Origin of the sequence: Leadbetterella byssophila DSM 17132 (assembly GCF_000166395.1) — a bacterium.
GTDB lineage: Bacteria > Bacteroidota > Bacteroidia > Cytophagales > Spirosomataceae > Leadbetterella > Leadbetterella byssophila.
The window spans coordinates 654,139-672,594 of record NC_014655.1 but is presented as its reverse complement, the minus strand read 5'-3'; the positions used below and the strand labels follow the sequence as shown (position 1 = coordinate 672,594).

Sequence of the window (18,456 nt, the reverse complement as noted above, 5' to 3'; positions counted from 1 at the left end):
TCATAGAGTGCCCCGAAAAAGTTACACACTAATTGGAGGGCAGTCCACTCACGGAAGGCTTTTTTTATATCTCACCTCTTACTTGAGGCCTTACTTTCTCTCTGTAAAATCGATCTAATTCAACAAGAATCTCAGGTGATAGATCCGGTAATTTGCTTGCTGACAAATTACTTTCTACTTGACTGATTCTGGAGGCTCCGGGTATGACTGTGGTAATCCCTTCTTGTTGCAGTATCCATTTCAAGCTCCACGCAGCCAGATTTCCTTTGGGTAAGATTCCTGAGATCTCTTTAACGCATTCTGTACCTGCCAAAAACGGCAGTCCTGAGAAAGTTTCTCCCACATTAAAGGCATTTCCGTCTGCATTATAGTTGCGGTGATCCGTAGAGTCAAAAGTAGTGTTAGCATCAAACTTCCCGGAAAGTAAACCGGAAGCCAGAGGGACACGAGCAATGATGCCAACCCCTTGTGCTTTTGCTTTTCCTAATAGGGCATAGCTTGCATCCTGCCGAAACAAGTTGAATATAATCTGCAATGAGGACACGTCTGCATGCTGTAAACAGATTTCTGCCTCTTCAATAGACTCTACACTTACTCCAAAGTTCTGAATAAGTCCCTCCTGTTTCAATCTTCTCAAATGTTCAAAAACCTCTCCATTGATCAATTCTTCTTTGGGAATACAGTGCAATTGCTCCAGGTATAGGGAATCTATCCCAAGATTTTCTAGAGAGGACTCTACATGCTCTTTCATCTTCTCGTAGGAAAAATTCTGAGGCCAGCCATTTGTACCATCCTGTCTACGACCAAGCTTGGTAGCCACGAAAAGTGGCTTTCCGCTCTGACGTAAATACTTTCCTATCACCCTTTCACTAGTACCTAATCCATAAACATCAGCTGTGTCTATGAAGTTACCGCCACCCTGCACATATGCATCCAGAATATCCAGGGCTTTAGCTTCATCTAAGTTGCCCCAATCTGCACTTCCTAATTGCCAGGTTCCGAGGCCCATTTCAGCCCAGGCATCCTTTCTAAATGTATTAAACTTCATAAAAAAATGCCCCGGTGACCGGGGCGTTTAATTTATTTAACAAAGAAAACTGCATTCGCAAAGAGTGCCTTTCCGCTATGCCAGAAGCCTCTGAAAATAGGACTTTCCGTAAGGTAAATCACTTTTCCTCTGCCTCTGTTTTGCACACCGAAGATAGTTGCATCCTTCATGCCGTTTTTTACATTACTTCCTACAAAACCACTCTTCAAATCTCCGATTAAACCTACATTCCAGCCACTTTGTAAGTTTTCATAGTTATTAGGATCCTTTACTAACATATACATGTGGTCATCGTATCCATAGGCAAGTGGATGGGTATTATCCAGCTTCACCTCATAGATAGCTCCAGGAATAGTATTGGAGATGGACTTTCTAGACGCTTCACCAAATTTTCTAGTAAGATCTGCCTTTTTCTTTTCAGAATTAGACTTTTCCTTCCATTCATATCCGTCTACTCCTGCTACAGCAGCACAAGCTTCCTCCATCAAAATTAATCTACCTCCTTTATTGATCCAATCCTTCAAAGCCGGAGAATCTACCATATCCTTTCCATATCTACCGCCAGGGAAGATCAATACATCATAATTATTCCAGTTGATAGTAGACAAGTTTCTGTTTTCTATCAAAGTCAAAGGATACTCTAACACTACATCAAAGAAATGCCAAACATCACCGAAGGAAGTAGCAGATACACCTTGTCCCATCACTACTCCTACTCTTGGAGCACCTAAATAACGAACGGCATCTCCACCTAAATCATATCCTTTTTCAACCATTCCTGAACGTACAGCTACCGGCTTGATCTTACTATCACTCATCAACTTCCTCATTTTCGCATCCATTCCTGGATCTGCTTGACGAGTAAACACTATTGAACCTGCCTTATATTCCTTACCTTCCACTTTGAAGGCCTCTGGCATTACCCTACCTTTAAGACCCGCTTGAACGGCCTTTGCCATAAACTTGTAGCTCTCAAAACTTTCCAGAGGAAGTATATAAGCAAATACCTGATCTACAGTATTTGTTGTTTCAGATTTCACTGTCTGGTAAGATCCACCTTCCACTTTGGCTTCTACACCATAGGCTTTTAAACCATAGGCATAAGGAAGCGCCCACGCTGTAATATCATAAGTATTAGAATCCTCTAACATGGTGTGAGGTTCAAATAGGATCTTGGTGAGTATTCCTTTAGGTTGGTAGGTGTTTACAATCAAATCGTTTTCTTCTACAGTAAAGTTCTCCTTTTTCTGAGACTGATAACTGAAACCTTGCAAGCTCTTCTTACCATTTCCGAAGGAATACTGAATATTCAATCTATTTAGAAGTTCCGTCAAAGCTAGCTTATCGCTTTCAATACCCTTCAAAACAAAAGACTTGTATACACCGTGACCTTTAGTACTTGGCTCATTAAAGTACGCATAAAAGGCCTCTTTCAATTTTGAAGCATGCTCAGAAACAGCGGTCAAGGCTGCTCTACTTGTGCTTCTTGTGTGAAGCATACGCTCCTTAAGCGTCAAAGTATCTCCTTCTGCCCTGGCAATAGCCAAACCCGCAATACCCGAACCACCTTGCTCGTAGGTCATAGCTATAGCTCCATTGTAGGAAGGATAAGTATCGCCATAACTTGGGTAAAGCAAATCGAAGTTTTGCTTGGTGTAATATAACCAACCGTTTTGATCAAATTCCTTTTTATGATATTCTCCAATCAAATGTTGAAAGTCCCTTTGGTATGGAGTAAAATCCTCATGAAAAGGCTTAGCTGAAGGAGCAAAGAAATAAGAACTATTAGGTCCCATTTCATGGAAATCACCATGGAAATGTGGCATCCATGAATTGTAGAAGCCTACTCTCTGCTGAGTTTCCCACTGAGTTTGCCAAGCTAGGTCACGGTTCATATCATAGAAATAGTGATTGAAACGCCCTCCCGGCCATGGCTCCTTATGCTCCACTGCATCCGGATTAGGATTAGGATTTTTACCGATATGTCTGTTATACCATTGGCTGTAACGGTCAAAACCATCAGGGTTTGCACAAGGATCTACTAATACTACCGTATTTTCTAAGATCTTAGCTGAAACTTGAGGATTAGCTCCCGATAAATCATACAACATCTGCAAGGCTACCTCTGTATTCACTGCTTCATTTCCATGAATATTATAAGAAAGCATGGCTATGGCAGGTAGGTCAGCAGGAGGAGTTCCTTTTTCTAAACCTATCTTCTGAAGGTTACCCTTACGTATTTCCTCCAGACGGGCCATATTCTTTTCAGTACCAAAAGCTACCACCAGGAGCTCTCGCCCTTCAGTAGTTCTACCGTAAGGTAGTAATTTGGTGGTTTGTGGTCGGGATGCCACCACGTGTTTTGCATACTCTACCACCTGGTGATGATAATGGAATCTTTCACCAAATCCATGGCCAAAATAGTCATCCGGGGTTTTCTGCGCCCACGCAGAGAAACATAGTAATAAGAGGAAAGGTATTCTTTTGATCATAATTGAAATAATAGTACCGAAATATACTGCCTTAGCGTAGAAATAAGATACTTTTATCTGCAAACTTGCCATATTTGAGGATAAAATTCCTCCCTCAGAAGCTATTTTATAAGGAGATAGAACAAATTTCCCTGCAGAGGCGTTACTATATTTAATAGACATCGAATAGCTTTGAACAAACTGGACTTTCACCTTTTCAAAGAACTCTATGGATTTGTAAAACCTTACAAGTTCCGTTTCTTTGGATTGGTCTTCTTAATGATCTTAGGTGCGGTTACTGCACCCTTAATGCCCCTGGTTGTTCAGAAAGCTATAGATGGCCCCATCATAGAAGGTGACAAAGCCGGACTATTAAGAGATCTGGGGTGGATGGTAGCGCTATTGGTTTTGAATGCCTTCGTGACCTTTTTTAGTACCTATGAGTCAGGTTGGGTGAGCCAAAAAATCATTCATGATATCCGACTAAAAGTTTATAGAAAAACCCTTAATCTAAAACTTCGCTATTACGATAATACACCTATTGGCAGGCTAGTAACCCGAACCATATCAGATGTAGAGACCTTGAGTGAAGTCTTCAGTTCCGGACTTGCGGCACTGGTAGGAGATCTACTCCAATTGATCGTCATTCTAGGAATGCTGATATACTTAAACTGGAAGTTGACCTTGGCCAGTGTTGCAGCTATCCCTTTCCTGATCATCAGTACCTATATCTTTAAGGAACTGGTTAAGAAATCCTATGGAGAAGTAAGAACACATGTTTCAAATCTCAATGCTTTTCTGCAAGAGAGGATTACGGGAATGAATCTTATCCAGATCTTTGACGTAGCACCGCAGCAGTTTAAGAAGTTCGATCAATTGAATCAAAAGCACAGAGATGCTCAGATCAAGAACGTGTTCTATTACTCAGTTTATTTTCCGGTTGCTGACTTGATCTCCGCCATCTCCATTGGCTTAATAGTATGGTATGGTGCCAAAGGAGTGATAGCCGAAGAAATCTCCTTCGGTATGATCACGGCCTTTATCATGTATAGTAATCAGTTCTTTCGTCCTATACGCATGATCGCAGATAGGATTAATACTATTCAAATGGGAATGGTCAGTATTGAACGTATCATGGAGATCCTGGATGATGAAGACCAAATGGAACAGGAATCCGGTAGTACACATGAAATCAAAGGGCATCTAAAGTTTGATAATGTAAGCTTCGCCTATAAGGGTGAAGATTGGATACTTAAGAATATCAACTTTGATCTTCCTGCAGGAAAATCCTTGGCTTTTGTAGGACCTACCGGTGCAGGTAAGACTTCTACTATCAACTTATTGACCCGTTTTTATGACTTCCAAAAAGGTAACATCTATATAGACGGAAAGGAGATCAGAGAAATTACGCTGAACAGTCTAAGAAAACAGGTGGGAGTAGTACTTCAAGATGTATTCCTATTTAGAGGTAGCATTTTGGACAATTTGCGACTAGGGGATGAAAGCATATCTAAAGACAAGGTAATAGCAGCGGCACAAGAAGTAGGCATACATGAATTTATCCAAAAACTACCGGGACAGTACGATTATGAAGTAATGGAGAGGGGGTCTACCCTATCGATGGGTCAAAGACAACTGCTCTCTTTTGTACGTGTACTAGTCCATAATCCAAGCATTTTGATCTTAGACGAAGCTACTTCCTCTATAGATTCCGAATCAGAGGAATTGATCCAGAACGCCATTGACAAAGTAATGAAGAACAGGACTTCTATCATCATTGCTCACAGACTAAGCACTGTTCAGAACGTTGACAAGATCATAGTTTTGCAGAAGGGAGAGATCAAAGAGGTAGGTAATCACGACGAACTAATGCAACAAAAAGGCATCTATGCCAATCTGGTAGAAGTACAATTTGCTAAGCCGGAATTGAAGGCTCTTTAATCTGTGACAACAAATGCGGCCAAACGCTATGACTGCAACGTTTCTGAAAATATCCAAAGTGCCCTATATGTTTTACTCCATATTCCTTTGGAATCAAATGGTAACGCTTGACAGCGGCTTGGGAAAACTTTTCTGTTAGCCAGTCGGTGCTCTCTTCTGATGCAAACTTGTCATGGCTGGTGGAATAAGATATTACGGGAGCAGATATCCTATGAAAATAAAGGTCTTTTTCCGTAAAATAATCAAAAAGATAATTAGGATTTAGGCACCATCTGGCCCATTCCATAGCCATTCCACCGGGCAAGTCTTCCATGGCAGTAAATCTTTTAGTAGGCACATAGCCTATACTCTTACTAAAAGCCGGAAATAGCACTTTCCATGCAAAGAGCATTTTCATCCTTTCTCTCCATGGCCAAAATTTGTAATAACTGCATTGGGCACCCACCAAAATTATCTTATCTGCAGCTAGGGATGAAGATGTAATTCCAATTAACTGCCCACCTAAACTATGTCCCAATAAACTAATCCTTTTATGCGGCCAGGTCATACTTACATGACGAATTACAGATTCTAAGTCGTTCGTTGCCCACTTAGTGACAGAAGTAGAAAAACCTTTCAAAGAAATAGGTTTTGAACCACCTATTCCTCCGTAATCAAAGGTCACTACAGAAATACCATTCTCCTGCAGGTAGCTAGCAAAATGCTTATAAAATCCCTTAACCACACCGGTGGCAGAGGCTATAATCAAGATTTGAGTGGCATCCGGATGTAGAAAATACTCTAAAGAGATGGTATAACCCAATGGTGTTCTTATCACATTTACAGACTATTTTAATCGAAATTACACAAATAAAAAGATGAACAACAATAAGTATTCGCAAAACAATATTTAAAAAATTTATAATTATTTTTTTAAAACAGGAAATAACATTTAATTTGTTCTTTAAACCTCATAAAAACAGCTATATAATGTTGCAAAACTACAACAAAGCCTATTTTTTTAAAATTGACACTACCATCAAGAAAATTCGGAACTACATGCAGAGGGGTCTTACGGATGCCAAAATTGACTTGACCGTGGACCAATGGGTAGTCTTAGATCACCTTTCTTTTAACACCGGAATCTCTCAAATTGAACTAGGGAACATCACCTTTAAAGATCCTCCAACCATGACCAGGATCTTGGACTTATTGGTAAAAAAGGGATATGTAACCCGTCTAAGTTACCCAAGCGACCGTAGAAAGTTCACCATAAATCTTACGGAAAAGGGAAAAGAGATTCATATTCAAGCCAGCGAAATTATAACACAAGTGAGACGACAGGCCTGGAATAATCTGAATGAAAAGGATTATGACACCTTAGTGAGAATCATGGACACCATTTACTCTAACGTGGAGTAATCTCTGGATCACATTCTTTGACGCTGACTGAATGGCGGGAGAATGACGGGTATCACGTAAATGATATGCAGCATTAAGTGTCTCTGATCTCAGATCAGGGTACTTTTGAGCAATCTTTCCACAAATACTAATACTAAAACTTAGATTTGCAGTGGAAGCTTTGCCTTCATTAATAATAGTCATACAAAACTGATAGATCTGCCCTTCTATATCCTCTGGGATAGGTACTTTTCGGAATACCCCAAGTCCATTTCTTAAAATGGCTTCATCAACACTTTTACCTTGAATAATGGAATAGATTTGATACAGATAAGGCACTAAGAAAAACTTATCAATGTCAGCTATGGTAGTAAGTAACCAGAAATCATAGACATCTGCCTCCTTCCACTCGAATGGTAGACTGTTTTTCTCTATGGCCTCTTTAGCCATCTGTAGCAGTTGTTCCTTACTCGGGCGCTGAGATCTCATATTTATCTACCAAATGCTCAAGGAGTTTCTCATTACTTCTTTGCAGGATTTGAAAAACCTCTTCAAAGGCTTTGTCGCCTTCAAAATAGGGATCCGGCACCTCATGCACGCCACGGACCTCCGGATCAAAATCGCGAATTAAAAATAACTTATCTGTAGACGGGGGAAACCCTTTGGCTTCATAGTACATCGTATGTAGATCTTCAAAGTTCTGTTCATCCATAACGGCTATATGGTCAAACTCATCCAGATCTTCCAAAGAAACCTTGCGAACCACATGGTCTATAGTTAAGCCATGTTTTTGCGCCACTTTCTGGGAGCGGGCATCAGCCTGCTTTCCTACGTGATATCCTGCAGTACCGGCAGAGTCCGCCTGAAATTCCTCTTCTAAGCCTCTTTCCTTCACTAAAGCATTAAAAGTTACTTCACCTAGCGGGCTCCTACAAATATTACCTAAGCAAACATACAATACCTTAACCATATTATTCAGTGATTACTTTATCATCTCCATCTACCAGTACAAAAACCGTTTCACCTTCTTTTTTCAAGAAGTACTTTTCCCGGGCATACTTTTCCAGGGCCGCTTCGCTACCTAATAAATCCTTTTCTTCTTTCTCTAATTTCTTAATCTCATCCTCGTAATATAAGATTTCTGAGTTAATGTCTCTCAGCATAAAATACATCTCTGCTTGTTTAATCAGATTAGAACGATCAAAGAATAAGAGCCATAGCAACAGGCATATGGAGGAAATGATGTAGAACTTATAGCGGTAGAAAAAAGTGGACAACTTCATAATGGGAAAGCAATTTATACCAAAACTAGGAAACCTATTGAAAATAAAAAAGCATCGGAATAAAAATTCCGATGCCTTCTATATAAAACCTTCTACTTAGAAGTTTAATCCAGGGAAGTAAGCAGAGTCACCTAATTCCTCTTCGATTCTAAGTAATTGGTTATATTTTGCCATTCTATCAGAACGTGAAGCAGAACCTGTCTTGATTTGACCACAGTTCAATGCTACGGCTAAGTCAGCTATAGTAGCATCTTCCGTTTCACCAGAACGGTGAGACATAACGCTCTTGTATTTATTTCTATGCGCTAAATTCACAGCGTCAATAGTTTCTGTCAAAGATCCAATTTGGTTCACTTTAACAAGAATGGCATTAGCAATGTTCTTATCTATACCTTCTTTCAAACGCTTAACGTTAGTTACGAACAAATCGTCACCTACTAACTGGATCTTATCTCCTGTCAAGCGTGTCAACTCAGCCCAACCTGCCCAGTCGTCCTCAGCCATACCATCCTCGATAGAGCGGATAGGGTATTTGCTCACCCACTCAGCCCAGTATGCTGCCATCTCTTCAGAGGTCAATTGCTTACCACTTGATTTCTTAAAGGTATAAAGCCCTGTTTTCGCATCGTAGAATTCAGAAGAAGCAGCATCCATAGCGATAAACACGTCCTGTCCTGGAGTGTAACCTGCTTTTTCAATAGAAGTAAGAATGATTTCAATCGCCTCTTCGTTAGAACCGATGTTCGGAGCGAAACCACCTTCATCACCTACGTTTGTAGAATATCCTTTAGATTTCAACACTTTCTTCAAGTTATGGAAGATCTCCGTACCCATACGAAGGGAATCAGAGAAAGTGTCCGCCTTTGCAGGCATTACCATAAACTCCTGGAAGTCTATAGAGTTATCTGCATGAGAACCACCATTTAGGATATTCATCATAGGAACTGGCAGAGTATTAGCGTTTACCCCTCCTAAATAACGGTATAACGGTAATCCGGCTTCCTGAGCAGCAGCTTTAGCCACAGCTAGAGAAACACCTAGGATAGCATTAGCACCTAGATTGCCTTTGTTCGGAGTACCGTCTAGGTCGATAAGCGCCTTATCTATAGTATTTTGTTCGAAAACATCTTCACCTAGGATCTCAGGAGCGATCTCCTGATTCACGTTTTGAACGGCCTTCAGTACACCTTTACCCAAGTATTTTGAATTGTCTTCGTCTCTCAATTCAACAGCTTCATGAATACCTGTAGAGGCTCCGGACGGCACAGCTGCACGACCTAAAAAACCGTTATCTGTTACTACATCTACTTCAACAGTTGGATTTCCTCTTGAATCTAAGATCTGCCTGGCGTGTACTTTTACGATTTGGCTCATACTTCAAATGATGATTAATAGTTAATATATAAATGGGCTGAGCCGATGGGTATATCGGCACGAGTTTTGTACTTTTGAACACAAATAAAACATTTTTTTAGTATAATGCTTATTCGTCAGTAAACCTTAGATGCTTTTCTACGAATATCTTACCATAAATTCTTTGATTTGTCCATGACTCGTATTATTCTTCTTTTGTTTCTACTGCCTTATGTGAACTTTGCACAGCATGCATACAAGTTATTGGAACCCTATGATTTTGAACAAGTTCTAAGAACGAACAAAGACGGTGTTCTGATAGATTTTAGAGACGTAGATAGCTACATAAACGGACATATCAGAAAATCTATAGTGGTGGATTTTCTTAGGGATGACTTCAAGGAATATTTTACAGCTAAATACCCTAAAGATTCTAAAATATATTTATATGCTCAAGCGGGTGAAAGCACTTTAGAATGTGCACAATATCTCCATGAACTAGGTTACCAAAACCTGACGGTGTTAAACGGAGGATTCGAAAAATGGATAAAAGCTTCTCGTCCCTATGTTTCAGTTTCTCCCAGCTTTAAACCCCTAGGTTTCATAACTCCTGAAGAATATTCTCAAATGGTAAGACAGTCGAAATGGACCTTAGTGGTATTTCAAGAATTGCATTGTCCCCCTTGTGAAAATCTTCATTATGCCGAACTTAAAGCTCTGTACCCGGAACTTGCTATTCAGAAGATCATCATTTCCGAACAAAAGAACCTAGCAGAAAAGCTCAATATCAATAAAAACCCCACCCTGGTTTTATACAAAGAAGGCGTTCAGGTATGGAGGGAATCTCAAGACATTAAAACCTCTAAAATCAAGGAAAATATCTATTAAAGCTTATCTTTGTACCTGAAATGATAGCACACCTTAACGGCATACTTAGTGAAAAGGAACCTGCTCAAGCTGTAATAGATGTACAGGGAGTGGGCTACCTTTTGAAAATTTCCCTTCAAACCAGTGCAGCTTTACCGGCTGTGGGAGAAAAATGTAAACTTTTTTGTCTTCAAATCATCAGAGAAGACGCTCACACCCTCTATGGTTTCGCCACTCGTGAAGAACGAGTACTTTTTGAACACTTGATCAGTGTTTCAGGAATAGGTCCGGCCATTGCTCTAGTATTCTTATCCTCAATGACGGGACCGGAAATAGTCCAAGCTATAGTTTCAGAAGATGTAAAAACCATACAGGGAATCAAAGGGATAGGACTTAAAACGGCTCAAAGAGCAGTGATTGAATTAAAAGATAAATTAAAGAAAGAACCTATGGCTACTACTGGCACACTACCTGCTCGAATTCGTATGGAAGCTTTAGCCGCCTTAGTAACCCTGGGCATACCTAAAGCCACTGCAGAAAAAAGCGTGGACAATATTCTAAAAAGAGCTCCGGCAGATATTACTTTAGAAGAAGTGATCAAGTTATCTCTACGTTAGAAAGAATTACTTTGTTCTTAGAATATTGAACCTTAAATTACGTTGTTACCATTAAATCAGAAGATCGCAGTACATATGCGAAGACGAGTACCCTGTTATTTAATCCTAATACTACTTGGCGCTTGCTTTTCCTCCGCCGCGCAAAAAACTGACTCGACTAGAAGTAAAATACCGGCATTTTACAACTGGACGGATGTCTATCTAAATCGCTTTAGTTATAACCGTCCCCCACTGTTTAACTTAAACCCGAATCAGCTCTCTACTAATGTACTCTTTAACCCTCAAGTAGGAAATTTCAGCGTAACAGAAAAAGCAGGAAAAAATGTAGATGTCAAGATACCGGAAGCCCTGACTTTCAATGAGTATTCTAGCATACAAAACGCTATGCTCAGAAAATCCATTATCCGGGATATAGAAAGAGCTCAAGATGGGTACACTGATTACACCGGTAAAAGAATTCGCCCCCTACTGGAATCAAATAAGATCTTTGATAAGATTTTTGGAGACAAACTACCTGAATTTAAACCTAACGGCTTTATTCAGGTCATGGCTTACCACCATAGACTGAGGAACGATAATCCTACCAGCCTTTACAATCGTGACAGAAGTTATTTTGACTTTGACCAACAAATAGCCGTCAACTTCAACAACTTCTTCAACAAACAAAATCTCCCTAACACGGAACAAATTTCCAGGGAAATCATGAGTGACGGAAGGCTTCAAGACATCAATAATTTGATGAAGAAGCCCGGAGAGATCAAAGAAAAGGTAAACATACAGGGGAACTTTGACACCAAGTCCATCTTTACCTTTGATAACCGCATGAAGATCAACTTCCGTAATGATCCAGAAGACATCCTTCAAGCCGTAGAATTAGGTAATATCTCCTTCCCTAACCGCTCCCAGTTGATACCCGGAGTAGAAAACTTACTAGGAGCCAAAGTGGGGCTAAAATTCGGAAAATTAGACATCACCGGAGTGGTGGCCCAACAAAACTCTAAAACCAAATCCATAGTCCTCAATAACGGCAGTCAGAATAGAAACTTTGAAATAAGGGCAGATAATTACGAAGAAAACCGTCATTTCTTCCTGGCTCAGTTCTTTCGTGACAATTACGAACGATCCCTTAAAAGCCTGCCCATCATCACATCGGGTGTCATGATTACCCGTGTAGAAGTGTATGTAACTAACCGTACTTACAGTGTAGAGACGAACAGGAACATTTTGGCCCTGAGTGATCTAGCTGAAAATGCCCCGTTCGGTAATACCGTTAACCCGAATCCTGAATATTCCACCGCAGATAACCGGGCCAATAACCTCAATGACAATGTCATTAAGAACAATGGTTTTTCCAGAAATATAGATCAAATCAGCAGCTCCGCTAGTGCTTTAGGCTTAACGCTAGGAAGGGATTTTGAAATCTTAAGAGGAGCTAAAAGATTACAAGAATCTGACTTCGAATTCAATAAGGATCTAGGTTACATTTCTCTTAGAACTCCACTTAGGAATGATGAGGTTATCGCTGTAGCCTATGAATATACCTACAGAAACCCTCGAACCAATAAATCAGAAACCTATCGGGTAGGAGAATTAACAGAAGACTATGTCAACAGAAGCGAATCAGACGCCATAGTCTTGAAGATGCTAAAATCCAGCAATATCAGAAACCACTTGAACCATCCCATGTGGAATCTGATGATGAAAAACATTTATAATCTGGGACAGGGCCAACTAAAACAGGACGGCTTCCAAATGCGCATCGTCTATAAGGATGACGATAGCGGTATGGACGTACCTTTCCTAGCGGATATTCCTAGCCTGAAAGAGGTTCCCCTTCTTAGTTTACTTGGACTAGATAGATTGAATTACAATAATGAAGCCATTACGAGCAGACAGATTGGAGATGGCAACTTTGACTTCATAGAGGGAGTGACAGTGCATTCCCGTCTGGGTAGAATCATCTTCCCAGTACTAGAACCCTTTGGAGATCATTTAAGATCCAAGATTGAGAATGAAGGAGGGAATTATGTACAGAAATACGTTTTTGATGACCTGTACGACAAAACGCTTACTGATGCTCAACAGAACACTTTAAAAAACAAATTCTTTCTGTCCGGAACCTTCCTGTCCGGAGGTGCGGATATCCCATTGCCTTTAGGTGCATCCCCGTCTTCCGTACGCGTCTATGCAGGAGGAACTGAATTAAAAATGGGGGTAGATTATACGGTTGACCAGCAAATGGGAACCGTACAATTAGTTAACCGTAGCCTCCTAAACTCCGGAAAAGCCATCCGAGTGGACTACGAAGAAGCGGATATGTTCCAAACTCAGATTCGTAGAATGTTCGGTTTACGTATGGATTACACAGTAAACAGGAACTTACGAATTGGAGCAACCCTGCAAGATCTGAGAGAAAACACTCCAGGCTTCACTACTAGAACCTCAATAGGAAATGAACCGGTCAATAATACCATTTGGGGACTTGATCTGAATTACAAGAAAACGGGAATAGGCTTAACCAAACTATTGGATGCTCTACCAGGTGTACAAACAAAAGAGCCATCCTCCGTTTTATTGAATGCGGAATTCGCCCAACTGATTCCGGGGGTGAATAGTAAAAAAGTCAACAACAGCTCTATGATTGATGACTTTGAATATGCCAGAAATATCAATGACCTCTCAAGGCAACCTAACAGATGGAGATTAGGATCTACCCCACCCCAGTTCTTGAAAGACATCACTCCTGACCCAACTCAGGATATGGCTTATCAATATCATTACAGGAGAGCAAAAATGTCCGTGTATACGGTAGATATGACCACCTATTTCTCCGGTCAGGGAGGAGCGGGAATCATCCCTCCAAATTTGAGTAATGAAGCCAGAACTAACCCTTTCACCGCGAATTTCAATATACAAGATATACTAGTGGGTAGATCCATGCCCACATTTGCAGAGCAAATTCCCACCAGCATATTGGACATCTCCTACTTCCCTTCCGAACCAGGAATGTACAATTACAATACTAATCTAAAACCGGACGGAACCCTCAATACTAATCCTAGGACCAATTTCGGTTCAGTGATGAGAGGAATCACCTTTGATGCAGACTTCGATAATTCCAATGTTGAATACCTTGAATTCTGGATGATGAACCCTTTTGCGGGTGAAATACCATTGAGCCAACCGGTCACTAATACTACGGGAGGAAAATTACTCATTCAATTGGGTGACGTTTCGGAAGACGTAATCCCTGATGGAAGATTCAACTTTGAAAACGGTATTCGTCCGGATTCCTTAAATGGATCAGCCGCAAACAGACCTTACATCAAGACACCATGGGGTAAAGCTCCGGACATACAGTTCATGGTGGATGCATTTGAGAATGACGAAATGATCAGAAAGCTTCAGGACGTAGGTTTAGATGGACTGTCTAATGAAGAAGAACGTGAATATGTAAACCCAAATGCTCCTAATTCAAGAGGGATCAAAGGCTACTTGGAAGAAGTTAGAAAAAAGGTTACAAATCTGGCAGCCCTTCAAAAGATCTTGGATGACCCTTCTAAGGACGACTTCAGACATTTCTTAGATCCTTCATTTGATAATGGAGCAACATTTATTGAGCGATACAAAGATTACTTGGGAATGGAGAATAACTCTCCGTACAATAAAGACCAAGCCAATGCAGATATCATCTATGCCAATACCAACTCTATTGACAAGGAAGATATCAACCAAGACAATACCATTAACGAGCTAGAAGACTTTTACGAATACGAAATTGACCTTCGCCCGGATGCAGGACGAGGTATTGCTTCCAGTCCATATATAGTAGATAAAGTTGAAGTAGCAGCCACAGACCAAAGACCACAAACTACCTGGTATTTGTTCCGTGTACCTATCCGCAACTACACCCGCAAAAGTTCAGAATCTGAAAATGCATCTTTCAAGTCAATCCGATTTATGCGCTTGGTGACTACGGATTGGGAACAACCTGTAGTTATGCGTTTTGCCACTATGCAATTGGTTTCGAATCAATACAGGGTGTATGCTAATAAAATCCAAGACACTACCTCATCGTATCAGGAGACTCCTATTGATCCTCTCAGCAAGACCGTCATAAAAAGTACTACGGTTAGTATAGAAGAGAACGGTTGCCCTACAGGTGTAGATTGTGGTGATTCCAAACCTTATCCCTACGCCGTTCCTCCGGGATTTGTAAGGGATGTGAACTACGCTACTCAGGCTAGGATGGAATTTAATGAGCAGGCCTTGAGCTTATCCGTTGAAAAGTTGGATCCTAAAGACTCCCGTGGCGTATTTAAGAATACGGATCTGAACCTAAACATGTACAAACGCATCAAGATGTTTGTACACATGCACACAGAAGAAAGTAATGCAGAAAATTTGGGCATGTTCCTTCGTATCGGAACCGACTTAAAAAACAACTACTATGAAGTAGAAATCCCGAGATTAAAGAGATCCATGAGGGGAGAAACAGCCCCTACCCTCATTTGGCCGGAAGAAAATGAGATTGATATACCTTTAGAAGAGCTCCGCAATCTAAAGTTGAGAAGAAATAAAAACAGCACTACGGAAAATTTCCGTCAGGAATATGCTGAAATGGTAATGGTAGACGGTACCGCTTCAGGAACAGAAAGTCCAGTGATGCGCGAGTACAGACTTGCAGTAAAAGGGAACCCTGATTTGAGTAAGGTCATGACCATCATGATTGGGGTGAGAAATAATAGTGGAGAAATCAAGGATTTTACCATCTGGACCAATGAACTACGGGCTTCTGGATTTGATACCCAGGACAAGGGGACAGCAGGTTTAGTCAGTATGGATGTTAAACTGGCTGATCTAGGAACTTTGAACCTGAACGGAAACTTCAGAAACTTTGGTTTCGGTAGTGTACAGGACAAAATATCCAATCGTCTTCAAGAAGATAACTACTCCTACGGTGGTGCATTGAACCTGGCTTTGGACAAATTCCTCCCTATGAAATGGGGATTGAATATTCCGTTCTTTGTTAACTACGACAAACAAGTTTCAGTGCCAGGATTCAATCCTTTGGACAGAGACATTCGTTTGGATGTAGCCTTACAAGAAGACAATTTGAATCCCTTCCAAAAGAATCTAACGAGAGATTTAGTCTCTGATATCTCCACTACCACTGGGTTTAACTTTATGAATGTGCATAAAGTTAAGGGGGCAAACGCTACCAAAAACCATTTCTATGATATTGAAAACTTCAGTATTTCTTATGCCCAAAATAGAATATACAGAAGCAATATCTTGATGGCCAATAATGACCAAAGTTTCACCAGTGCAGGTCTAACCTACCGTTATTCTCCGAAAGGTGTACAATGGGAGCCATTTAAAAAAGCTGCACGTTTAGACAGTACAGGCTTGAAATTCTTAAGGGCTTTAAGTTTCGCTCCGATCCCGAGCATGGTGAATTTCGAAATGTACAATGAGCAGGTATTCTACAGAACAAAATACAGAGACAGGAATCTACAAGATCTGCCGGGCGAAAACCTAATTAAATACTATTACGGAAACAGAAATTACGACTTGCAATGGAACCTTACCCGTAGCATCACCTTAGTGTATGGCGCAAGAATGCAGGCTATACTAGATGATGTAGATGGTCAAGTGACCGCAGAGCAGGATGTAAAATTCGGTTCCAGACTATTCTCTAAAGGAAGGACAAAGAACTACACCCAAAACATCAAGGCCACCTGGAGACTTCCGCTACAGGATATCTATGCTTTGGACTGGATCACTGCGAATTCCACATTTGATACCAAATACGGATTTAGAAGTGTAGCGTTCGGCCAACCTACAGACGGACCGGCAGAGTATCAATTCGGACACTTATTAGAAAACGGTAGAGACCTGGGATTAGATGGGCGAGTGGATCTTGTGAAACTTTACAATAAAGTAGGATATCTAAGAAGAGCTAATACCCCAAATGCTCCTAGGCAGAGATTCACACGTGCAGCCGGTGACGACGATGAAATGGCACCAGAAGCGAATAAATTCGCCAAAGCCGTAACCCGTCTATTAATGGCAGCCAGAGGCATAAACGGAAGATTTGCATTAACAGAAACCACTACCCTACCTGGATTCTTGGAGATACCGGAATTCTTCGGATTAAGTAGTGCTAATGGAGGTTTAGCTCCTGGAATTCCTTTTGTATTAGGAAGTCAAGATCCTAACAAAACCATTGAAAGAGCAGTAGAGAACGGTTGGCTATCCCGTAATGTCCAGCAATACAATCCAGTGATTCAAACGCGTGGATATACTTTCGATTATTCTACCAATCTAGAGCCAATAAAGGATTTGAGAATCATCATAAAAGGAAACATAGCTAGAAACAATGACCTTTCCTATATCTACCAGCCTAATGAAGAGAACAACTTTGAGAAGTTCTCTCCTGTGAGAGGTGGTAGTTTCAAAATGTCTTTCTGGTCCTTCAAGACTTCTTTCAAAAAAGTTAACTCGGATCCTTCATCAGGTTATTACTACGAGCCATTTGCTAACCTGCAAGAGAACAGGAGAAAGGTTTTAGATATCATAGAGATGAGAAATCCTGGTATTCAACTTTCTGAAAACTCCCAAGATGTGCTGATCCCCGCCTTCTTTGCTGCGTACACAGGAAGGGACGTGGAAGACATCATGAGCAAGAAGAAATACACCCGTAAGGGCAGCAATACCTTCAACCCATTCCTTGGATTCCCTATGCCTAACTGGCAGATTAACTATGGAGGTATAGAAAAATTTGTTGGATTACGAAGTTTGTTCTCTAACATCACCTTATCTCACTCCTTCGTATCTTCCTATAGCGTAGGTAATTTTACATCAAACTTGATGTATTCTGACCTAGCACTGCTGGATTATAGAGCTTCTATGGGTAGAGGGTATACTTTAGGTTCAGAATTGAATTCCTTCACTAATCTGCTTGATCCGGTTTACATCATGAGTTCCATAGTTATGGAAGAGAAATTTGCTCCATTCTTAGGCGTCAACTTCACCACTAAGGGAAGCTTCTCCGGAAACTTCGCTTGGAACAAGGATAGAATGGCTTTGATGAACCTCTCTAATGCTCAGGTGAGTGAAACCCATGGCAATGACTTCGTATTCGGTTTCGGAATGAAGAAGAATAATGTAGTTCTTCCTCTTCGTACTAGAGATGGAAATAATATTATTCTTCCAAATGATTTAGTGTTTAGAATTGACTTTACGCTAAGAGATTTGAAAATGATCCAAAGGAAACTGGACGGGGATGCATTGATCAAGAGCGGTTTTAGGACTTTACAAGTAAGACCTAATCTTCAATACACCTTCAATAAGCGTGTAAGTATGACCATGTATTGGGAGAAAATGGTGAATAATCCGTATGTGACCCAACAATATTATACCAATAACGCCACATTTGGAGTTACTGCAAGATTTAATTTAGCCGACTAAGTGCATAAATAATGGGAAACTTG

Annotated in this window: 12 protein-coding genes; 5 read left to right on the top strand and 7 right to left on the bottom strand. The window is 40.6% G+C overall.

Going from position 1 to position 18,456, the window contains the following annotated elements:
• Positions 1 to 64 precede the first annotated feature (64 nt).
• Together LBYS_RS03065 and LBYS_RS03060 are read right to left on the bottom strand one after the other, a co-directional pair.
• A complete protein-coding gene (locus tag LBYS_RS03065; RefSeq protein WP_013407435.1) occupies positions 65 to 1,048 on the bottom strand; it encodes an aldo/keto reductase in 984 nt (327 codons plus the stop codon).
• Positions 1,049 to 1,080: 32 nt separating this feature from the next.
• On the bottom strand, positions 1,081 to 3,702 hold the full coding sequence (locus LBYS_RS03060) for a M14 family zinc carboxypeptidase (RefSeq protein ID WP_013407434.1): 2,622 nt from the start codon (positions 3,700 to 3,702) through the stop codon (positions 1,081 to 1,083).
• A gap of 9 nt (positions 3,703 to 3,711) precedes the next feature.
• Between LBYS_RS03060 and LBYS_RS03055 the strand changes: the two genes are divergently transcribed.
• Positions 3,712 to 5,460 carry an ABC transporter ATP-binding protein gene (locus LBYS_RS03055; protein WP_013407433.1) on the top strand — a complete coding sequence of 583 codons (1,749 nt, stop codon included), beginning with the start codon at positions 3,712 to 3,714 and terminating at the stop codon, positions 5,458 to 5,460.
• Here LBYS_RS03055 and LBYS_RS03050 read toward each other — a convergent pair.
• Entirely contained in the window at positions 5,435 to 6,277 is an 843-nt protein-coding gene (locus LBYS_RS03050; protein WP_013407432.1) for an alpha/beta hydrolase family protein, read from the bottom strand. The two genes, LBYS_RS03055 and LBYS_RS03050, sit on opposite strands and share 26 nt — an antisense overlap.
• 152 nt (positions 6,278 to 6,429) lie before the next feature.
• Between LBYS_RS03050 and LBYS_RS03045 the strand changes: the two genes are divergently transcribed.
• Positions 6,430 to 6,861, top strand: coding sequence for a MarR family winged helix-turn-helix transcriptional regulator (locus LBYS_RS03045; RefSeq protein ID WP_013407431.1), 432 nt, complete (start codon positions 6,430 to 6,432; stop codon positions 6,859 to 6,861).
• Here the strand turns inward: LBYS_RS03045 and LBYS_RS03040 are convergent.
• The 4 genes from LBYS_RS03040 to eno form a co-directional block, all read right to left on the bottom strand.
• On the bottom strand, positions 6,820 to 7,329 hold the full coding sequence (locus tag LBYS_RS03040) for a HEAT-like fold family protein (protein WP_013407430.1): 510 nt from the start codon (positions 7,327 to 7,329) through the stop codon (positions 6,820 to 6,822). The genes LBYS_RS03045 and LBYS_RS03040 overlap by 42 nt on opposite strands.
• Entirely contained in the window at positions 7,307 to 7,810 is a 504-nt protein-coding gene (locus LBYS_RS03035) for a low molecular weight protein-tyrosine-phosphatase (protein WP_013407429.1), read from the bottom strand. The genes LBYS_RS03040 and LBYS_RS03035 overlap by 23 nt, the downstream gene beginning before the upstream one ends.
• A gap of 1 nt (position 7,811) precedes the next feature.
• Entirely contained in the window at positions 7,812 to 8,123 is a 312-nt protein-coding gene (locus tag LBYS_RS03030; RefSeq protein ID WP_013407428.1) for a septum formation initiator family protein, read from the bottom strand.
• Positions 8,124 to 8,219: 96 nt separating this feature from the next.
• On the bottom strand, positions 8,220 to 9,497 hold the full coding sequence (eno, locus tag LBYS_RS03025) for a phosphopyruvate hydratase (protein ID WP_013407427.1): 1,278 nt from the start codon (positions 9,495 to 9,497) through the stop codon (positions 8,220 to 8,222).
• 174 nt (positions 9,498 to 9,671) lie between these two features.
• Between eno and LBYS_RS03020 the strand changes: the two genes are divergently transcribed.
• From LBYS_RS03020 to sov, 3 genes are all read left to right on the top strand, one after another.
• Entirely contained in the window at positions 9,672 to 10,364 is a 693-nt protein-coding gene (locus tag LBYS_RS03020; RefSeq protein WP_013407426.1) for a rhodanese-like domain-containing protein, read from the top strand.
• Between the two features lie 20 nt (positions 10,365 to 10,384).
• On the top strand, positions 10,385 to 10,960 hold the full coding sequence (gene ruvA, locus LBYS_RS03015) for a Holliday junction branch migration protein RuvA (protein WP_013407425.1): 576 nt from the start codon (positions 10,385 to 10,387) through the stop codon (positions 10,958 to 10,960).
• A gap of 75 nt (positions 10,961 to 11,035) precedes the next feature.
• Positions 11,036 to 18,433 (top strand): T9SS outer membrane translocon Sov/SprA, encoded by a 7,398-nt coding sequence (gene sov / locus LBYS_RS03010; protein WP_013407424.1) that lies wholly within the window; start codon positions 11,036 to 11,038, stop codon positions 18,431 to 18,433.
• Positions 18,434 to 18,456: the final 23 nt, after the last annotated feature.